This window comes from Mycolicibacterium grossiae (assembly GCF_008329645.1).
Taxonomy (GTDB): domain Bacteria; phylum Actinomycetota; class Actinomycetes; order Mycobacteriales; family Mycobacteriaceae; genus Mycobacterium; species Mycobacterium grossiae.
In genome coordinates this window covers 1,842,196-1,861,366 of sequence record NZ_CP043474.1, presented here as the reverse complement: position 1 = coordinate 1,861,366, position 19,171 = coordinate 1,842,196, and the positions used below count along the sequence as shown (strand labels likewise).

The following is a 19,171-nucleotide window of genomic DNA, read 5'->3' as shown; positions in this document are numbered from 1 at the left end:
CCTTTCCTTCGTCGAGGAGAGCTCGAGAAAATGCTTGTCGCCTCGAACAACGTCGTCAAGGTTGAGTCTGTTCCGCTCAAGTCTAGGAAATGTGCGCCAGTTTCGTCCAGCGGCTCCTCGCCCGGGGTGGGTCAGAGCGGGGTCAGGCGGCGGCCGTGGACGTACACCTCGGCGATCGAACGCTCCCGCAGGCCCATGAGCAGCGCGAACAGCGTCTGGTCCCGGGCCAGGACCGGATCGTCGGAGCGGTAGGCGTTGTCCAGCTGCGCCTTGAGCGCATCGACCGGCGAGACGACGACGAAGTCGGCTTCCTTGCCGAGGTCGAAGTTGCCGAACCGGTCCTCCATGTCCAACGCCCGGGCGCCGGCCAACGTGCCGAGGAACAGCATCTCCGCCGGGTGCATCGACACCCCCGCTTCGCCGGGCTCGGTGATGTGCTGCTTGAACGCGTCGCCGAGCACCCGCGCGATCAGCCACTCGTCGCCGCCGCCGAAGTCGGTGCCCGCCGCGACGTTCACCCCCGAGGCCACGGTCCGCAGCCACGGCATCGTCCCCGAACCCAGGAACAGCTGCGACACCGGGCAGTGCGAGATGGACGTGCCGGTCTCGGCCATCCGCGCGAGTTCGACGTCCTGGCAGTGCACGCAGTGCGCGAGGATGGTCCGCCTGCCCAGCAGGCTCTTGCCGCCGACCTTCGAGCCGGGCAGGAACTTGCCGTCATAGGTGTCCAGGTAGGAGTCGACGCCGTAGTCCTCCTTGGTGGTGTCGACCTCGCCCGTGCCGGGGCGGTTGTTCTCGTTGAGGTGGCTGTGCACGTACACCCCGCGCTCGCGCACCTCGTCATACAGCTCGCCCAGGTTGCGCAGCGTCTCGCGCGTCACCGACAGCGAGAACCGCGGGACGATCGCCACGTGCAGCAGCGCCGTGGACACGTCGCCGGTGTCCGCGGCGTGCCACTTCTCGATCTCCTCGCGGGTCAGGCGGATCGCGTCCTCCTCGGAGGTGAGCAACGGCTGGGCGGTCTCGCCGCCACGGGTCTGGATGCCGCGGCCACTGACGATGCGCAGACCCGCCTCGCGGGTCCGTTCGAACAAGGCGTCCTGGGCGTGCGGGAACGCCGACCCGAACACCATCGCCGCCGTGGTCCCCGCGGCGACGCGCCGGTTGCAGAACTCGACGGCCGCCCGTGCCGCGAACTCCGGGTCGGCGAAGGCGCTCTCCGACGGGAAGATGCACAGGTTGAGCCACTCCAGCAGCTGACCGCCGCCGTAGGAGTCACCGGCGTAGGTCTGCGGGAAGTGAACGTGGGTGTCCACGAATCCCGGCACCAGATACCCGCCGCGGTGATCGTGCACGGTCGCCGAGGCGTACTCGTCGGGCAGAGAGTCCCGCTCACCGCAGAACACGATCCTGCCGTCGTCACCGACGACCAACGCACCATCGGGAATCGAGACCAGCGCCTCGGCGGCGTCGGTCACCCGCGCCGCACCCGCGACGTGAAACACGTGACCAAAGTGGACCTGCGTCATGACTGCTCCTTCGTTCGTTCGCGTCACGGCAGCGTCCAGAACTTCACCGTGACGAGGTAGAAGATCACCGCCCAGACCGCGTTGACGGCCAGGACGAGCGCGAGGCCCGCGACATTGGTGGCCGGTTGTCGTGCGGTGGCCGACGGCGCCAGCCAGAAGCGCAACAGGCGATTGCCGTAGAGCGGCATGGTCACGTAGCTCATGACGAAGCTCGAGAGCAGGTTGCCGACGAGCATGCCGAGCCACAGCGGCATGCCGAGCGGCGCGGTGAGCAGCGTCAGGAGCACCACGGTCGGGTAGAGACCCAGCCACACCGCGATGGAGGTCTTGAACGTCGACGGCGGCGGCGTGCCGTCGCCGAAGTCGAACCAGTTGCCGAACGAGTGGTCGATGCGCCGCATGGTGAAGTCGGCGAACCGCTGATCGGCCAGCAGTCGCTGCCGCTCGCCGGAGGTGAGCCACGCGTCGAGGTGCTCGGCGGTGTCGAACTTGTAGGTGATGGTCCACTCGTCCTGCACGCCCTCGACCGGCCGATAGATCTCCGAGCCGCGGAAGCCGGCGAACCCGCTCTCCGCGCGTGCGACGTCGGCCTGCCAGGCCAGGAAGTCCTCGACCTGGTCCGGCGCCACCCGGTGGCTGACGACCACGGTCACCAGGGCGTCGTCGACCCTGCTGTCCCGAGCGATCACCTGCTGCGTGCCGGGCCCGTCGAACAGGTCGGCGCCGCGGTCCAGGAAGTCCTGGCGGGTGGCGCTGTTCATCCAGTTCTGCATGGTCGCCACCGAGTCGAACTGGTAGACCACCACCCAGTCGGGCTGCGTCGCGGTCGGCCGGCGCAGTTCCGATCCGCGGAAACCGGGATAGCGGGCGGCCGCGGCGACCAGCTTCTTCTGCCACGCGAGGTAGGCCTCCTCGCGCCCGGGGCGCACCCGCTGCCCGATGAGCAGCGTCGCGGCACCGTCGCTGCGGGCCGGCGGCGCGGCGGTGGCGGTCTCGTCGGTCATGCGACGGCGCCCCCTGGCGCCCGATGGTGCGTTCGGTGGATGGACGACACGCGGACGCGGTCACCGTAGCCCGTCGCACGGTCTGCGTCGCGGCCCGCGCACCGGGCACGATCTTGCTAACTTCGTCCCGTGCTGACCGAGCTGGTCCCCCTGGCGCTGGTGATCGCGCTGTCACCGCTGTCGGTGATCCCGGCGGTGCTGGTCCTGCAGACCCCGCGCCCGCGACCGACCGGGCTGGCCTTCCTCGCGGGGTGGCTCGTCGGCCTGGCGGTCCTCACCGTCCTGTTCATCGAGGCATCCGGGCTGCTCGGCGGGCTCGACCGCCCGCCGAGCTGGGCGTCCTGGGTGCGTGTCGCGGTCGGCGCGGCGCTCGTCGTGTTCGGCGGCTACCGGTGGTTCACCCGGCACCGCTCCGCCCATGCGCCGGGGTGGATGGGCCGTCTGACGACGCTGACGCCGCCGCGGGCGCTCGTCACCGCCGTGGTGCTGACGGTCGTGAATCCGAAGGTGCTGCTCATCTGCGCGGCGGCGGGCGTCGCGATCGCCACCGAGGGGCTCGGCCGACCCGGCGTGTACCTCGGGGCGCTGTACTTCGTGCTGTTCGCCGGGTCCACCGTGGCGCTGCCCATCCTCGCCTACGCCGCATCCGGGGACCGCCTGCGCGAACCGCTGACCCGGCTGCGCGACTGGATGGAACGTCAGCACGCGGCCCTGGTCGCCGCGATCCTCGTCGTCCTCGGTGTCCTGTTGCTGTACAAGGGGATTCACGGCCTGTAACGGGTCCGCCCGCCCGCTCACCTACACTCGACGGACGTGGGGTTCGATGATCGCGAGGCGCTGTCGGCGCTGCGTGCCGCGGTCGATCCGGCGCACGGCTCCGACCCCCTGATGTTCGACTTCTACACCCGCTGGTTTGCCACCGACGTCTCGGCGCGCGACCTGTTCCCGCCGGATCTGGCCCACCAGCGGACGGCCTTCGCGACGGTGCTGACCTGGCTGCTCGGCGAGATCATCGCCCAGCGCGCGGAGGAGCCCGTGGCCTTCCTCGCGCAGCTGGGCCGTGACCACCGCAAGTACGGCGTCGCCGCGCGGCACTACGACACGATGGCGCCCGCGTTGCTCGGTGCGCTGCGCGCCCACTTCGGCGGGCGGTGGGACGGTGCGATCGCGGATACCGCCGGTGACGTGGTCGGGCTCGCGGCCGGCGTCATGCGCGGCGCCGCCGACGCCGAGCAGGGGCCGCCGTACCGCGACGGCACCGTGGTGGAGCACATCCGCGCGACGCGCGACGTGTCGATCGTCCGGCTCCGGCTCGACGACCCGCTGTCCTACCACCCGGGTCAGTACGTCACCGTCGAGGTGCCGCAGTGGCCGCGCCGCTGGCGGTTCCTGTCGCCGTCGATCCCCGCCGACGGATCCGGCGACATCGAGTTCCACGTGCGGTCGGTGGCGGGCGGCATGGTGAGCACCGCGATCGTGGGCGAGACCGCGGTCGGGGACCGCTGGCGGCTGTCCAACCCGCATGGCGCCCTGCACGTGGACCGTGACGGCGGCGACGTCCTCATGGTGGCGGGCAGCAGCGGCCTGGCCCCGCTGCGGGCGCTCATCATGGACCTGTCGCGCTTCGCGGAGAACCCGCGCGTGCACCTCTTCTTCGGGGGCCGCTACCCGTGCGACCTCTACGACCTGCACACGCTGTGGCAGATCGCGTCGTTCAACCCCTGGCTGTCGGTGACGCCGGTGTCGGAGTTCGCGACCAACCCGCCGTGGGCCGCCGACTTCCCGGTCGAGGAGCCGCCGCGGGGGCTGCACGTGCGGCAGACCGGCGTGCTGGCCGATGTGGTCACCCGCTATGGCAGTTGGAGCGACCGGCAGATCCTCGTCAGCGGCGGGCCGCGCATGGTCGAGGCGACCCGGGCCGCACTGGTCGCCAAGGGCGCCGACCCCGCGCGCATCCAGCACGATCCGCCCGCGGCGTGAGCGTGACAGAATCGCCCGCGTGCCCGACACCACCGTCGTCCTGCGCGATGCCGCCTCGGCGCTGACCGCCACGTTCGTCCCCTCCGCGGGCATGATCGGGACGTCGCTCGCCGACGGTGACGCCGAATTCCTGGGCCAGCGCCGGGGACTCGAGGCCTACGTCAGTCACGGCAAGACGATGGGCATCCCGCTGCTCTACCCGTGGGCCAACCGGTTGAGCGACGACCACTACGACGTCGACGGCGGGCGGGTGACGCTGACCGACGGCGCGGGCGGCGTCCGCTTCGACAGCCCCCGCGTCCCCATCCACGGGGTGCTGGCGGCCTACCCCGGCTGGGAGGTGATCGAGCGCACCGACGATGCGCTCACCGCGGTGCTCGACTACGCCGCGCGGCCCGGCCTGCTGGCGTCCTTCCCGTTCCCGCACCGGCTGACCCAACGCGTCACACTCGCCGAGCGCACCCTCACCGTCGAGACCACGGTGACGGCGACGGCGGCCGCGGCGGTGCCGTTGTGCTTCGGCTACCACCCCTACTTCGTGATCCCCGGTGTGCCGCGCGCCGAGTGGCGGCTGACGCTGCCGGCCATGCGCCACCTCCCCGTCGACGATCGCGGCCTGCCGACGGGCGCCCACGCACCGTTCGACGGGCGATCGGCCGCGCTGGGCGACACGGTGTACGACGACGGCTTCGACGGTCTGCCCGCGGGTGCGACGTTCGCCCTCGAGGGCGGCGACCGTCGGGTCGAGGTGCGCTTCGAGGAGGGCTACCCCGCGACGCAGGTGTTCGCCCCGGCCAGTGACGACGTCGTCGCCATCGAACCGATGACCGCCCCGACCGACGCGCTGCGCCGCGGCGATTACCGCGTCGCAGACGTCGATGCCCCTGCGGTGACGCGGTTCTCGATCAGGATCGACTGACCTCGGGCTCGCTCGTATCCGGCGCATCATTATTGACGTTGAGGTAAGTTCAACGCTCGATTCTGGTTGCCGGCCACGAGGGGGGCTGTCGAGTGGTCGACTCCGCACCGACGTCGACGCGCGTGTCGTCGCCACCGGCGGTCCGCGCCGGCTACCGACCGGACGTCGACGCGCTACGGGCCGTCGCGATCCTGCTGGTGATCGCCTTCCACGCCGGCGTCCCCGGCTTTCGCGGCGGCTTCATCGGCGTCGACGTCTTCTTCGTCATCTCCGGTTTCGTAATCCTCCGCAGCCTCCTCGACGAGGGGGACCGGACCGGCCGCGTCAGTTGGTGGGCGTTCTACGGTCGGCGCTTCCGCCGGCTCGCGCCCGCGGCACTGCTGATGATCGTCGTGACGCTGCTCGCAGGCATGGTGCTGCTCAACCCGACCGGCGAGCAGCAGGCCATTGCGAGAAGCGCGATCGCCGCGGCCACCTCGACGTCGAACGTCTACTTCAGCCTGCAACTCGGCGACTACTTCGTCCCGACCTACGAGCCCAACGTCTTCCTGCACACCTGGTCGCTGTCGGTCGAGGAACAGTTCTACCTCGGCGTACCGCTGCTGTTCGTCCTCGCCGCCGCCGTGGCGCACTGGACGCGCCGCGACCGACGGCGCGTGATGATCGCGCTCATCATCGCGGCATGCGCGGCCTCGCTGGTGTCGGCGGTGCTGCTCGGACGCTTTGCCCCGACCCAGGCGTTCTACCTGCCGTTCGGGCGCGTCTACGAACTCGGCATCGGTGCGCTGCTCGCCGTGGTGCACCCGCCGGTCGCGCGGACGGCGGTCCGGCGCCTCGCGTGGCTCAGCGGAGCCGCCGTCCTGGTCGGCGCGACGGTGGTGGGTCTGCCCGCCTTCGGGTTTCCGGGCGCCTGGGCCCTGCTGCCGACGCTGGCGACGGCGACGATGATCTGGGCACACGTGACCCGTGACGATCCGGGCGCCCGGTGGCTGCTGTCGCCACCGATCCTCGGCATCGGCAAGGTGTCCTACGGCTGGTACCTGTGGCACTGGCCGCTGCTCGCGCTCGCCGCGACGTGGTACCTGCGCGAGCCGCCGGTGTGGGTGCGGCTCGTCGGCGTCATGATCGCCCTGGGCTTCGCCGTGCTGAGTTACCGCTACTGGGAACCGCGCTTCCGCGCCACGGGACCACACGCGGCCGGCGGCCGCCGGACGGTGCTCACCGGGCTGACTGCCATCGCGGCGACGTGCGCGCTGGCCCTTGGCTGTCTCTGGTACGCCGATCAGGTGGCGCGCGAGGACGGCTGGAGTGCGGCCTGGCACGCCAAGTACGACACCGCCTTTCCCGCCACCTGCCCCCACGAGACCGACGTCGCCGCCCATCCGGCAGACGCGATCTGCGCGGTCACCAACGTCGATCCGACGCGACCGTCGATCCTGGTGTGGGGCGATTCGTTCGCCCAGTCCCTGCTGCCCGGCGTCGTGCGGGCCGCCCGGGGCCGGCCGGTCAACGTCCTCGCCGCGACGCGCGGCGCCTGCCCGCCGTACCTGCCCGACGCCGCGCCGGCGCCGGACCTGCCGATCGGCATGGTGCGCCAGCGGGTGGAGTCGTGCCGCAGCCACAATGCGGCGGCACGCGCGTGGATCGAGACTGCCCAGCAGGCGGCACCGGTGCGCGTCCTCGTTGCCGCGAGGTGGCCGGTCTATCACGGCCATCCCGAGCCGTACCCGAGCCTGGCGCGCGAATCCCTCGAGTTGGTCGCCGCCAACGGACCGCTGCTGGCGGCGGGCACGCCGGCGCTGCTGACAGACCTCGACGCCACGGGTGTCGGCGTCGACGTCTTCGGCGTCTCACCGGAACTGGACCGGCCGGGCCCGGAATGCGTGACACGGCGATGGCGGACCTTCGACTGCGACCTCGACCGCACTGCCGAGGCGCGGTTCTGGGGTGGCGTCGACGGGTGGCTGCGGCGACTGCACGGCACGCTCGGTCACGGCTCGCGGTTCATCGATCCGATCGACGACATCTGCACCGCCGAGGTCTGTGCGGCCCACGGCGGCGGCGTGATCAACTTCCTCGACACCGACCACCTGAGTGCTGCTGCGACCGAACGGCTCTCGGACCAGATCGCGCCGACGGTCGACGCGGTCCTCGACGACGCCGAGCCGGCGTCCCGCCCATGACGACGACGCGCGGCCCCCGGAACCCAGGGACCGCGCGTCGGTCGGGTGAATCGCCGCAGCTAGCGCCGCGGGCCCGTCCGCGGCTGCCAGAGCACCAGGGCGGTGCTCTTCGCCGCGTCGCGGCGCTGGTTGGCGCGCAGCCGGTCCAGCTCATCGGCCATCTCCGACAGCCGGTTCTGCAGCGCCTCGACCTGATTGGTCAGCTCGATGATGCGCTTGATCCCGGCCAGGTTGACGCCCTCGTCCTGCGACAGCCGCTGCACCTCGCGGAGCAGATCGACGTCGTGTTGCGAGTATCGCCGGCCGCCGCCCGAACTCCGTTGCGGGCGAACGAGTCCCAACCGGTCGTAGGTGCGCAGGGTCTGCGCGTGCATCCCGGCCAGCTCGGCGGCGACCGAGATGAGGAACGTGCGGGCGTCGTCCTTCTTGCTGCTCATCACGAGTTCCCCGACCAGGTTGCCCTCGGGTCGAAGCCACTGGCGCGCTCGGCGGCGGCGTACGCCTCGAGCGCCTCGAGCGCCTCGCCCTCGAGATTCGGCGGGACGGCCACCTTCACCGTCACCAGCAGATCGCCGTTGCCACCGGCGCGCTTCGGCACACCGCGGCCCCGGACCCGCAGGATGCGGCCGTCGGAGGTGCCCTTCGGCACCCGGACGCCCACCTTGCCCTCCAGCGTCGGCACCGACAGCGTGGTGCCCAGCGCCAGCTCGTGGAAGCTGACCGGGACGCTGACGGTCAGGTCGTCGCCGTCGCGGCCGAAGACCTTGTCGGGCCGGACGTGCACCGTGACGTAGAGATCGCCCGACGGCGCGCCGCGCAGGCCCGCCTCGCCCTGCCCGGCCAGCCGGATGCGTTGGCCGTCCTCGACGCCCGGTGGGATCCGGACGTTGATGGTGCGGGTGCGGGTGATCTTGCCCTCGCCGTGGCATTCGTCGCACGGGTCGTCGATGATCGACCCCGTGCCGCGGCACTCGGTGCACGGCTCGGAGAAGCCGAACGCGCCCTGGTTGCGGCTGATGACGCCGGCCCCGTTGCACGTCGGGCACACCCGCGGGCTGGTGCCCGGTCGGGCACCGCTGCCGTGGCAGTTGGTGCACGGCGCCGGACTGGTCAGCCGTAGCGGCATCGCGACGCCCCGGGTGGCCTCGAGGAACGACAGTTCCGTCTCGGTCTCCAGGTCGTTGCCCCGTCGGGGCCTGCTCGGCCGCGGCTGCTGTGCGCCGCGACCGAACAGGCCGCCGAACAGGTCGCCGATGTTGGCGCCGCCGGTCTGACCGGCCGCCCCGAACAGGTCGCCGAGATTCACCTCGCCGTCGGCCCCGTAGCCGCTGAACCCGCCGAAACCGCCGTCGCCACCGTTGAATCGGCGACCGAAGCCGCCGCCGGCGAACAGCCGCCGGGTCTCGTCGTACTCCTTGCGCTTCGCCGGGTCGACCAGCACGTCGCGCGCCTCGCCGACCTCCTTGTAGCGCTCGTCGGCCGCGGTGTTGCCGGGGTTGCGGTCGGGGTGGTTCTCCGCGAGGAGTTTCTTGGCCACCCGCTTGATCTCGTCGGTGGTGGCGTCAGAGGAGACGCCGAGCACCTTGTAGAAGTCCTTCTCCACCCACTCGCGTTGGGCCATGCCGGGTCACCTCCTCACCTTTCTCCATGTCGTCGTGCTCTATTCGCTTGATTCTGAGTCGTTGGCGCGCGGCGCGTCGCCGTTATCGGCCGTGTCGCCGGCGCCCGTCTCGCCGACGGCGTCCACGACGCCCACCATGGCGTTGCGCAGCACCAGATCGCCGAGCTTGTAGCCCTGCCGCATGACCGTGCCGAGCACCGGATTCGAGCCGTCTCCCTCGTGCTGCACGGCTTCGTGCAGCGACGGGTCGAACGGATCGCCCTCGGCGCCGAACGCGACGAGTCCCATGTTCTCCAGCGCACCGACGAGCTTGTCGGCCACCGACTTCAGCGGTCCGGAGTCGAGATCGCCGTGGCTGCGCGCCCGCTCGAGGTCGTCGAGCACCGGCAGCAGCTGCATGACCGCCGCGGCCTTGCCCCGGTCGGCGGCCGACTGCTTCTCGCGGTCGGAGCGCTTGCGGTAGTTGTCGTACTCCGCCTTCACCCGCTGCAGCGTCGCCCGAAGTTCCGCGGCCTCGTCGGTCTCGGCCGCCCCGGCGGGCGCCGACCCACTGGGGGCCGGCGCCTCGGCGGGGTCGCGGACCTCACCGGTGTTCGGGTCGATGCGCCGCTTGTCGGTGATGGTCACCGGCTCGTCGTGCGACTCTCCTACGTTCCCGGAAGAGCTGGAGCTCACTTCTTCTCCTGGTCATCCTCGTCGACGACCTCCGCGTCGACGACGTTGTCGTCGGCCTGTCCGGCAGCACCCGGGGCGCCGCCCTGCTCGGCCTGCGTGGCCTCGTAGATCGCCTGGCCGAGGGCCTGGCTCTCGACGCCGAGGCGCTCCATCGCGGACTTGATCGCCCCGATGTCGGAGCCGGCGAGTGCGGACTTGGCATCGGCGACGGCCGTGTCGACCTTGGCGAGCGTCTCCTCGGGCACCTTGGAACCACCCTCGGCACCGCGCTGCTCGGAGACGAACTTCTCCGTCTGGTAGACCAGCGACTCCGCCTGGTTGCGGACGTCGGCCTCCTCGCGCCGCTTGCGGTCCTCCTCGGCATGCGCCTCGGCGTCCTTGATCATCCGATCGATGTCCTCCTGGGAGAGGCCGGAGCCCTCCTGGATCTTGATCGTGTTCTCCTTGCCGGTGCCCTTGTCCTTGGCCGTGACGTGCACGATGCCGTTGACGTCGATGTCGAAGGTGACCTCGATCTGCGGGACGCCGCGCGGAGCCGGCGGGATGCCGGTCAGCTCGAAGCTGCCGAGCAGCTTGTTGGCCGACGCGATCTCGCGCTCACCCTGGAAGACCTGGATCTGCACCGACGGCTGGTTGTCGTCGGCCGTGGTGAAGGTCTCCGACCGCTTGGTCGGAATGGTGGTGTTGCGCTCGATCAGCTTGGTCATGACGCCGCCCTTGGTCTCGATGCCGAGGCTCAGCGGAGTCACGTCGAGCAGCAGGACGTCCTTGACCTCACCGGCCAGCACGCCCGCCTGCAGCGCGGCGCCGACGGCGACGACCTCGTCGGGGTTGACGCCCTTGTTGGGCTCCTTGCCACCGGTCAGCTCCTTGACCAGATCGGTGACCGCAGGCATGCGGGTGGAACCACCCACCAGCACGACGTGGTCGATCTGGCTGACGGAGATGCCGGCGTCGGCGATGACCGACTGGAACGGCTTGCGGGTGCGGTCCAGCAGGTCCTGCGTGATGCGCTGGAACTCCGCACGCGTCAGCTGCTCGTCGAGGAACAGCGGGTTCTTGTCCGCGTCGACGGTGATGTAGGGCAGGTTGATCGAGGTGCTCTGACCCGAGCTGAGTTCGATCTTGGCCTTCTCGGCGGCCTCACGAAGCCGCTGCATGGCCATCTTGTCCTTGGTCAGGTCGATGCCGCTGGTGCCCTTGAACTTCTCGACCAGCCAGTCCACGATGCGCTGGTCCCAGTCGTCGCCACCGAGGTGGTTGTCACCGGAGGTCGCGCGGACCTCCACGACGCCGCCGCCGATGTCGAGCAGCGAGACGTCGAAGGTGCCGCCACCGAGGTCGAACACCAGGATGGTCTGGTCCTTGTCGCCCTTGTCGAGACCGTAGGCCAGTGCGGCGGCCGTCGGCTCGTTGACGATGCGCTGAACCTCGAGGCCCGCGATCTGGCCGGCCTCCTTGGTGGCCTGGCGCTGGGCGTCGTTGAAGTACGCGGGCACGGTGATGACCGCGTCGGTGATGTCCTCACCGAGGTAGGCCTCCGCGTCGCGCTTCAGCTTCATGAGCACGCGCGCACTGATCTCCTGCGGCGTGTACTTCTTGCCGTCGATCTCCACGGACCAGTCGGTGCCGATCTCGCGCTTTACCGAACGGATGGTCCGGTCGACGTTGGTCACCGCCTGGTTCTTCGCGGGCTGCCCGACCAGCACCTCGCCGTTGCGCGCGAACGCCACGATCGACGGGGTGGTGCGGGAGCCCTCCGAGTTGGCGACGACGACGGGGTCGCCACCTTCGAGTACCGCGACGACGGAGTTGGTGGTCCCGAGGTCGATTCCGACCGCACGAGCCATAGTGGGTGCCTCCTGGTTGTCTGCTGACGCTGTCAGTCTGTGAGTCTGAGTGGACCACGCTCAATCCTGGTCGTCCGGCAGCCGCCTTGTCAACCGAGAGTTGAGCCCGTCTCGCTCAAGTTGTCGTTCGGCTCAACGAGCGGTCCCTCGAATTCATTCCCGTCACGGGCCCCATCCTCCGATCGGGGGACCTTCGGATTCCCCCGTCTCGTCCTCCGGTCGCCCGACAGACTCGGCGGCGGCTGCGCGACATAGTTGGTCCATCGCCGGAACACCTTCCGAGCCGACGACCAAAGACCAACGCGCACAGAAGGATCGACCATGAACACCACCCTCGCCCGCATCGCCGCCCTTCCCCTGCTCGCCGCAGCCGTCTTCGGCGGAGCCGTCCTGGCGGGCTCCGGCGCGGCCCACGCCGACGCCGGTCTCGGCGGTCAGGCGCCGACCGGTCCGGGTCACTCGTTCAGCCCCCAGACCCACGCGCACCCCGCGCCGTCGGCCAACCCGGGCTGGCACGGCAACCACGGGCCGGCCCGCATCGACCACTTGGCCGGCCTGGATGGGGCCTGAGCGGTCAGCCCGCCCGACCGCTCAACCGCTCGACGGCGGCCACGCACAGGTCCCACGCCGCGGTGCCGACCGTGATGGGATCGAAGTGGTCGCCGTCGAATGTCTGCAGGTCGGCACGGTCTCCGGCGGCGCGGGCAGCGGTCACGAAACTCTGCGACTGCTCGATCGGCACCAGCGGATCCCGGGTCCCGTGAACCGCCACCGACGGCACGCCCCACGGCAGGCGGGCGATCGGCGAGGCGTCGGCATACGCCTCCCGACGCTGGGCGGGAGGACCGCCCAGGAAGTCGTCGATCGCGCCGCCACCGAGCCCGAGTTCCGAGCCGCGCACCAGATCGAGCACGCCCGCCTGCAGCACCGCACCGGTCAGCGGCACGGCTGCGTCCCGACGGGCCGCCAGCCAGCCGACCAGCTGCCCGCCCGCCGAGTGCCCGAGTCCCACGACCCGGGTCAGATCCAGACCGTCGGCGTGCGCGCGCAGCGCGTCGACCGCCGCGGCCACGTCGGCGCCGGTCGCGGGCCAGCCACCGCCACTGCCAACGCGGCGGTACTCGACGTTCAGCGTCGCGTACCCGCGGCTCAGCAGGTCCGCGGCGAGGGGGCGGCCCAGTTCCGCGCCGTAGCGCGACGTCCAATACCCGCCGTGCACGACGACCACGACCGGTGCATCGGTCGCACCTTCGGGCACTGCGAGGTCGGCGTACTGGCTCGGGTCCTCGCCGTAAGTGATGCGCACCCCGCCATCCTGCCGGGGCGGAGCCGCCGCCGGCCGACCGCACGCGACCAGCGCCGCGACGCCGGCGACGCCCAGGAGGCCACGACGCGACAGCATGGTCATCCGTCCATGCTGCCCGACGCGACACGGCTTCATAACAACGTCCGTCACAAGTTTCTCACCCGTCACGAGCTGGGTACCGTGAACGTACGGCCGAGGGAGAACTGTGCAGCTGACGACGAAGGCGATCACGGCGGGTCTACTGACGGCGGGCCTCGCTCTCGGCGGCGTCCTCGCCGGCTGCTCGTCGACCACCGAGGGCAACCCCCGCTCCGGCGCCCAGAACCAGAGCGAACCGTCCTTCCCCACGCCGCGCCCGACCCGCAGCACGCCCACGCCGCCACCGTCGACGCCCCCGCCGAGCCCCTCGCCCACCGCGGCGCCCGGACCCGCTGAGGCGCTGCCCGCGCAGAACGGCTACGTCTTCATCCAGACCAAGTCCGGCAAGACCCGCTGCCAGCTCAGCACCGCCGAGGTCGGCTGCGAGGCCCCCTTCACCGACCCGCCGACGGTCTCCGGCATGCCGGCGACCGGAGTGCGTCTGACCTCCAACGGTGACGAGAACTGGGTGGTCGGCAACCTCGGCGCCATCCCCGCGGTCACGCTGGACTACCGGAGCTACACCGCCGTCGGTTGGCGCATCGACGCCACGGAGGCGGGCACCAAGTTCGTCAACGACGCCACCGGCCGCGGGATGTTCGTGGCCATCGAGGGTGTCGACGTCTTCTGAGTGGCGACGTCTTCTGAGGGACGTCACTAATTAGCATCACCTCACCGGCGGTTTGAACCGCCCGGAGAACAGGGCATATGACGGCAGTGCCCCACCACGACGTCGTCATCATCGGCTCCGGCTCCGGGAACGCGGTGATCGACGACTCCTTCGCCCACCTCAACGTGGCGATCGTCGACCAGCGGCGCACCGGCGGCACCTGTCTGAACTACGGCTGCATCCCGTCGAAGATGCTGATCTTCGCCGCCGACGTCCGCGACACCGTCGCGACGGCCGGTCGCTACCAGGTGGACGTCCACCCCGACGTCGACTGCACCCGGCTGCAGTGGACCGCCCTGCGGGACCGCGTCTTCGGCGTCACCGACGCCCACTCCGAGGAGGGCCGGCGCGGCCGGGAACGCAGTGACTACGTCACCTACTACGCCGGCCACGCTGAGTTCACCGGCCCCCGCCGCCTGCGGGTGAGCACCGAGGACGGCGCGGAGCACGACCTCACCGCCGACAAGATCGTGCTCGCCAACGGCGGCCGACCCGTCATCCCCGACGTCGTCGCCGACTCCGGCCTGCCGTACGAGACGTCGGACACCGTCATGCGGATCGACGCCGCACCCGAGCACCTCGCCGTCCTCGGCGGCGGCTACATCGCCGCCGAACTCGCCCACGTCTTCGCCGCCGCAGGCAGCCGGATCACCATCGTGGAGAAGTCCGACACGCTGCTCGGCGGCCCGCAGGACGAGGAACTGCGCAACGTCTTCACCGAGCTGATGGGCAAGCAGTACGACCTGCACCTCGGGGCCGAAATCGTCGGATTGTCCGGCAGCGCCGGCGATCTCGTCCTCACCCTCGACGACGGCAGCACGATCCGCGCTGACACGCTGCTGGTCGCCAGCGGCCGCACGCCCAACAGCGACCGGCTCAACCTGGGCGTCTCCGGCGTCGACGTGGACGAGCACGGCCGCGTCGTGGTCGACGAGTTCCTGCGCACCACCGCCGACGGCGTCTTCGCCCTCGGCGACGTGTGTACGCCCATCCCGCTCAAGCACGTCGCCAACCGCGAGGCCGAGGTCGTCTCGCACAACCTGCTGCACCCCGACCGCATGCGCGTCGCCGACCACGACCGCGTCCCGTCCGCGGTGTTCGCCGACCCGCAGATGGCGTCGGTCGGCCTCACCGAGGCGGCGTGCCGTGAGGACCACCCCGACTATCTCGTCGGCCGGACCCGCTACGGCGACGTCGCATACGGCTGGGCACTTCGGGATGACACCGGCTTCTGCAAGGTGCTCGTCGACGGCGCCACCCGCCGCATCCTGGGGGCGCACGTCATGGGTCCGCAGGCCGCGACCCTCATCCAGATCTTCGTCGTCGCCATGGAATTCGGCATCCGCGCCGACGACCTCGCCCACCGGCCGTTCTGGATCCACCCCGCCCTGACCGAAGTCGTCGAGAACGCCCTGCGGGACGTGAAGGAGGCAGCATGACCGACGCACCACCCCCACAGGTGTTCGTCCTCTTCGGGGCCACCGGCGACCTGGCCAAGCGCAAGCTCTTCCCGGGGTTGTACGCACTGGCCGCCGCGGGCCGCATGCCGCGGGACTGGGCCGTGATCGGCTCCGGGCGGCATTCGCCCGGCAGCGATTACGAATGGCGCGGCAGCATCGGCGACGGTCTGCGCGAGTCGGTCGACGACGTCGACAACACCGTGCTGCAGGACCTGTTGAGCCGCTTGTCCTTTCAGACGTCCGACGCCGACGACGGCGCCGACCTGGCGGCCGCCGTGCGCGCTGCCCGCGAGAAGGTCGGCCCGGACGCCCACACGCTGATCTACCTGTCGGTGCCGCCGACGGCCATGAAGCCGATGATCGGGATGCTCGGGCGCGAAGGCCTCGCCGACGGGTCGCGGATCGTCGTGGAGAAGCCGTTCGGCACCGACCTGGAGTCGTCTCGCGAACTCGACGCCGCGCTCAAGGACGTCGTCGACGAGACGCAGGTGTACCGCATCGACCACTTCCTCGGGAAGGAGGCCGTGCAGAACATCCTCGCGCTGCGCTTCGCCAACGGCCTCATCGAGCCGGCCTGGAACCGCGACAACCTGGTGTCGGTGCAGATCGACGTCCCCGAGACGCTGACGATCGAGGGTCGCGGCAGCTTCTACGAGTCCACCGGCTGCTTCCGCGACATGATCTCCACCCACCTGTGCCAGGTGCTCGGCTTCATCGCGATGGAGCCGCCCGTGCACCTCGACGAACGCTCGCTACGCAACGAGAAGTCCAAGGTGTTCCAGGCCATGCGGCCCCTCGACCCGCAGCGCGTGGTCTTCGGGCAGTACGACGGGTACCGCGACGAGGAGGGCGTGGCCGACGATTCGACCGTCGAGACGTTCGTGGCGCTCGAGGCGTTCGTCGACACCGAACGCTGGCAGGGCGTGCCGTTCTACCTGCGCACCGGCAAGGCCCTCGCGCAGACCCGGCGCACCGTCACGCTGACGTTCCGCAGCCCGCCGTCGGGCCGCTTCGGGTCGTCCGAGCAGCCGCCGAACCAGCTGGTGCTGGAGTTGACCGACTCGCCGGCGTTCCGGGTCGACATGCTGGCCAAGCGTCCGGGACCGGCGATCGACCTGATGCCGCTGAGCCTGAATCTCGACATCGCGGAAGCCGACCCCGACGACACGCCGCTGGAGGCCTACGAGCGGCTACTGCTCGACGTCATGCACGGTGATCAGACGCTGTTCACGCGCTCCGACGAAGTGGACCGGCTGTGGCAGGTGTGCCAGCCCGTGCTCGACGCACCGCCGGAATCGCTGCCCTACGAACGGGCTTCGTGGGGGCCCCAGGCCGCACTCGACCTGCCGCGGGCACCGGGGTGGAGACTGCCGGATGCCTGACCCCTGGTTGGGCATCTCCGAACACGGCCTGATCGGCGACCTGCGCACCAGCGCCCTGGTGGGCACCAACGGGACCATCGACTGGTTCTGCGCGCCGCGGTTCGACTCGCCGAGCATCTTCGGGGCGATCCTCGACCCCGACGAGGGCGGCAGCTGGCGGCTCGCGCCGACGTGCGAGGTCTCGCGAACCCAACAGTTCTACTATCCCGACACCGCGGTGCTCATCACGCGCTTCCTCACCGAGCACGGCGTCGCCGAGGTGCACGACTTCATGCCGGTGCTCGGCGCCGGCGATCCCGATCACCGCCAGCGGCTCGTCCGCCGGGTAAGCGGCGTGCGCGGCACGATCACCCTGCACATGACCGTCGACGCCCGACCGGACTACGCCCGGCAGCGCTGCCGTGCCGAACGGTCCGGCGACGGCGTGCTCATCACCGGCGACGGCGTGCGCCTGGGTCTGGTCGCGTCGACCGACCTCGAGGTCGACGACGGCGAGGCCAACACCACCGTCAGCGCCGCGGTGGAACTGACCGAGGGCGACACCGCGCTGTTCGTCCTGGAAGTCCTCGGGGAGGACGACGAACCGTCCGAGAACGCCATGGACCTCACCGACGCGCTGCTGGACGCCACCACGTCGTACTGGCGGCACTGGCTCGGCCAGTCCCGCTACCAGGGGCGCTGGCGCGAGATGGTGCACCGCTCGGCGATCACCCTGAAGCTGCTGACGCACGAACCGACCGGCGCCATCATCGCCGCGCCGACGACGAGCCTGCCGGAACTCATCGGCGGTGGCCGCAACTGGGACTACCGCTACGTATGGGTGCGCGACGCCGGTTTCGTGCTGTACGCCCTGCTGCGGCTCGGATTCACCGACGAGGCACGGGCTTTCATCGGCTGGCTGTCCGAGCGCATCGGACGCGACCACCCCGACGAGGACGACGAACTCGGCCCGCTGCGGGTGCTCTACGACATCGACGGCAACGTGCCCGCCGACGAATACGAGCTGGACCATCTGCGCGGCTACCGCGACTCGACGCCGGTGCGCATCGGCAACGCCGCCGTCGAGCAGCTGCAGCTCGACATCTACGGCGAGCTGATCGACTCGGTGTACCTGTTCGACAAGTACGGCCCCGGTCTGAGCGACGACGCCTGGCGCGACGTTCGGAAGGTCGTCGGCTGGGTCATGGAGAACTGGGACCGCGACGACGCCGGCATGTGGGAGGTACGCGGCGAGGTCCGCCCGTACACGACGTCGAAGCTGATGTGCTGGGTGGCGCTGGAGCGGACCGTCCGCATCGCCCGGCGCCGCGGCTTGCCGGGCGACCTGGTGGGCTGGTCGCGCGTGCGCGACGAGATCTACGAGCGCATCATCACCGACTGCTGGGACGACTCACGCAGGACCTTCACCCAGGTCGAGAAGGGCACCGAGCTGGACGCCGGCGTGCTGCTGATGCCGATGGTGAAGTTCCTCTCGCCCGCCGACCCGAAGTTCCTGTCGACGCTCGAGGCCGTCGAGGAGGACCTCGTCACCGACAGCCTGGTGTTCCGCTACACCCCGGAGTCCGACGGCCTCGACGGCGAAGAGGGCACGTTCTCGCTGTGCACCTTCTGGTACGTCGAGGCGCTGACGCGGGCGGGACGGCTGCGCGAGGCGCAGCTGGTCCTGGAGAAGATGTTCACCTACGCCAATCACGTGGGGCTGTACGCCGAACAAGTCAGCGCGACGGGGGACCAGGTGGGAAACTTCCCGCAGGCGTTCACCCACTTCGCGCTCATCAGCGCAGCGATCAACCTGGATCGCGCCATGGACGAGGAGAAGCACTCGTGAGTGTCAGTCAATCCGAACGAGCCGGCCTGGTGGCCACGATGCGCGAGGTCGGCCCGGATCATCCGACGCTGTGTGGCGACTGGACCACGCGCGACCTCGCGGCGCACCTGGTGGTCCGCGAGCGCCGCGTCGACGCCGCCCCTGGCATCCTCATCCCGCAACTGGCGGGCTACACCGAACGGGTGCAGACGCAGTTCGCCGCCGCGCACGACTGGGACCGGGTGCTCGACCTGGTGGCCTCCGGCCCGCCGACGCTCTCGCCGTTCAAGCTGCTCGACCCGGTGATCAACGTCGCGGAGATGTTCATCCACCACGAGGACGTGCGACGCGCTCGAAGTGGTTGGGAGCCGAGGGAACTCGACGAGGCGACCAGCACGGCGGTGGCGCGGCAGGTCACCTTCATGTCGCGCATGGCGCTCGGCAGGACGGGCGTGCGCGCCGTGCTCCGCACGCCCGACGGGAAGACGCTGGCCACCGTGGGCCGCGGCCCGAGCGTCACCGTCACCGGCCCGCCCGCGGAGCTGCTGCTGTTCGCCTCGGGCCGCAACGAGACGCGCGTGACGCTGGACGGGGACGACGACGCGGTGCGCACCCTGACCGACGGTCGCGGCGGACTGTAGCGGTCT

General features: G+C 70.5%; 17 protein-coding genes. 10 read left to right on the top strand and 7 right to left on the bottom strand.

Annotation, left to right across the window (positions count from 1 at the left end; all coding sequences use genetic code 11):
* Positions 1 to 131: 131 nt before the first annotated feature.
* Both FZ046_RS08880 and FZ046_RS08875 read right to left on the bottom strand, forming a co-directional pair.
* Positions 132 to 1,529, bottom strand: coding sequence for an amidohydrolase family protein (locus tag FZ046_RS08880; protein ID WP_070354525.1), 1,398 nt, complete (start codon positions 1,527 to 1,529; stop codon positions 132 to 134).
* A 23-nt stretch (positions 1,530 to 1,552) separates the two neighbouring features.
* A complete protein-coding gene (locus FZ046_RS08875) occupies positions 1,553 to 2,533 on the bottom strand; it encodes an antibiotic biosynthesis monooxygenase (protein WP_070354524.1) in 981 nt (326 codons plus the stop codon).
* A gap of 129 nt (positions 2,534 to 2,662) precedes the next feature.
* Between FZ046_RS08875 and FZ046_RS08870 the strand changes: the two genes are divergently transcribed.
* From FZ046_RS08870 to FZ046_RS08855, 4 genes are all read left to right on the top strand, one after another.
* Positions 2,663 to 3,310: a GAP family protein gene (locus FZ046_RS08870; protein ID WP_070354523.1), complete on the top strand. Its 648-nt coding sequence runs from the start codon at positions 2,663 to 2,665 to the stop codon at positions 3,308 to 3,310.
* Positions 3,311 to 3,346: 36 nt separating this feature from the next.
* Positions 3,347 to 4,513 carry an FAD-binding oxidoreductase gene (locus tag FZ046_RS08865; RefSeq protein ID WP_070354522.1) on the top strand — a complete coding sequence of 389 codons (1,167 nt, stop codon included), beginning with the start codon at positions 3,347 to 3,349 and terminating at the stop codon, positions 4,511 to 4,513.
* A gap of 19 nt (positions 4,514 to 4,532) precedes the next feature.
* Positions 4,533 to 5,432 (top strand): aldose 1-epimerase, encoded by a 900-nt coding sequence (locus FZ046_RS08860; RefSeq protein ID WP_070354521.1) that lies wholly within the window; start codon positions 4,533 to 4,535, stop codon positions 5,430 to 5,432.
* Positions 5,433 to 5,554: 122 nt separating this feature from the next.
* Positions 5,555 to 7,615 (top strand): acyltransferase family protein, encoded by a 2,061-nt coding sequence (locus FZ046_RS08855; protein WP_170292414.1) that lies wholly within the window; start codon positions 5,555 to 5,557, stop codon positions 7,613 to 7,615.
* Positions 7,616 to 7,674: 59 nt separating this feature from the next.
* On the opposite strand, the gene FZ046_RS08850 is transcribed toward FZ046_RS08855, so the two are convergent.
* Genes FZ046_RS08850 through dnaK form a run of 4 tightly spaced genes read right to left on the bottom strand, consistent with a single transcriptional unit; the run spans position 7,675 to position 11,761 of the window.
* Positions 7,675 to 8,052, bottom strand: coding sequence for a heat shock protein transcriptional repressor HspR (locus FZ046_RS08850; RefSeq protein ID WP_070354519.1), 378 nt, complete (start codon positions 8,050 to 8,052; stop codon positions 7,675 to 7,677).
* A complete protein-coding gene (gene dnaJ, locus FZ046_RS08845; RefSeq protein ID WP_070354518.1) occupies positions 8,052 to 9,236 on the bottom strand; it encodes a molecular chaperone DnaJ in 1,185 nt (394 codons plus the stop codon). Before dnaJ ends, FZ046_RS08850 begins: the two co-directional genes overlap by 1 nt.
* A 39-nt stretch (positions 9,237 to 9,275) precedes the next feature.
* On the bottom strand, positions 9,276 to 9,863 hold the full coding sequence (gene grpE, locus FZ046_RS08840) for a nucleotide exchange factor GrpE (RefSeq protein WP_246182945.1): 588 nt from the start codon (positions 9,861 to 9,863) through the stop codon (positions 9,276 to 9,278).
* 44 nt (positions 9,864 to 9,907) lie between these two features.
* Positions 9,908 to 11,761, bottom strand: coding sequence for a molecular chaperone DnaK (gene dnaK, locus FZ046_RS08835; protein WP_070354516.1), 1,854 nt, complete (start codon positions 11,759 to 11,761; stop codon positions 9,908 to 9,910).
* Positions 11,762 to 12,082: 321 nt separating this feature from the next.
* Between dnaK and FZ046_RS08830 the strand changes: the two genes are divergently transcribed.
* Positions 12,083 to 12,331: a hypothetical protein gene (locus FZ046_RS08830; protein WP_070354515.1), complete on the top strand. Its 249-nt coding sequence runs from the start codon at positions 12,083 to 12,085 to the stop codon at positions 12,329 to 12,331.
* A 4-nt stretch (positions 12,332 to 12,335) separates the two neighbouring features.
* Here FZ046_RS08830 and FZ046_RS08825 read toward each other — a convergent pair whose 3' ends face one another.
* Positions 12,336 to 13,169: an alpha/beta hydrolase family protein gene (locus tag FZ046_RS08825; protein ID WP_083298377.1), complete on the bottom strand. Its 834-nt coding sequence runs from the start codon at positions 13,167 to 13,169 to the stop codon at positions 12,336 to 12,338.
* A 109-nt stretch (positions 13,170 to 13,278) separates the two neighbouring features.
* Here FZ046_RS08825 and FZ046_RS08820 point away from each other — a divergent pair, with 109 nt between their 5' ends.
* The 5 genes from FZ046_RS08820 (at position 13,279) to FZ046_RS08800 (ending at position 19,165) form a co-directional block, all read left to right on the top strand.
* Positions 13,279 to 13,836 carry a hypothetical protein gene (locus FZ046_RS08820; protein ID WP_070354544.1) on the top strand — a complete coding sequence of 186 codons (558 nt, stop codon included), beginning with the start codon at positions 13,279 to 13,281 and terminating at the stop codon, positions 13,834 to 13,836.
* Between the two features lie 86 nt (positions 13,837 to 13,922).
* On the top strand, positions 13,923 to 15,314 hold the full coding sequence (locus tag FZ046_RS08815) for a mycothione reductase (RefSeq protein ID WP_099045989.1): 1,392 nt from the start codon (positions 13,923 to 13,925) through the stop codon (positions 15,312 to 15,314).
* Complete coding sequence (zwf, locus tag FZ046_RS08810) at positions 15,311 to 16,717, top strand: glucose-6-phosphate dehydrogenase (RefSeq protein WP_070354513.1); 1,407 nt, start codon at positions 15,311 to 15,313, stop codon at positions 16,715 to 16,717. The genes FZ046_RS08815 and zwf overlap by 4 nt, the downstream gene beginning before the upstream one ends.
* Positions 16,710 to 18,545 (top strand): glycoside hydrolase family 15 protein, encoded by a 1,836-nt coding sequence (locus tag FZ046_RS08805; RefSeq protein ID WP_070354512.1) that lies wholly within the window; start codon positions 16,710 to 16,712, stop codon positions 18,543 to 18,545. Before zwf ends, FZ046_RS08805 begins: the two co-directional genes overlap by 8 nt.
* Positions 18,542 to 19,165 carry a TIGR03085 family metal-binding protein gene (locus FZ046_RS08800; RefSeq protein ID WP_070354511.1) on the top strand — a complete coding sequence of 208 codons (624 nt, stop codon included), beginning with the start codon at positions 18,542 to 18,544 and terminating at the stop codon, positions 19,163 to 19,165. Before FZ046_RS08805 ends, FZ046_RS08800 begins: the two co-directional genes overlap by 4 nt.
* Positions 19,166 to 19,171 lie beyond the last annotated feature (6 nt).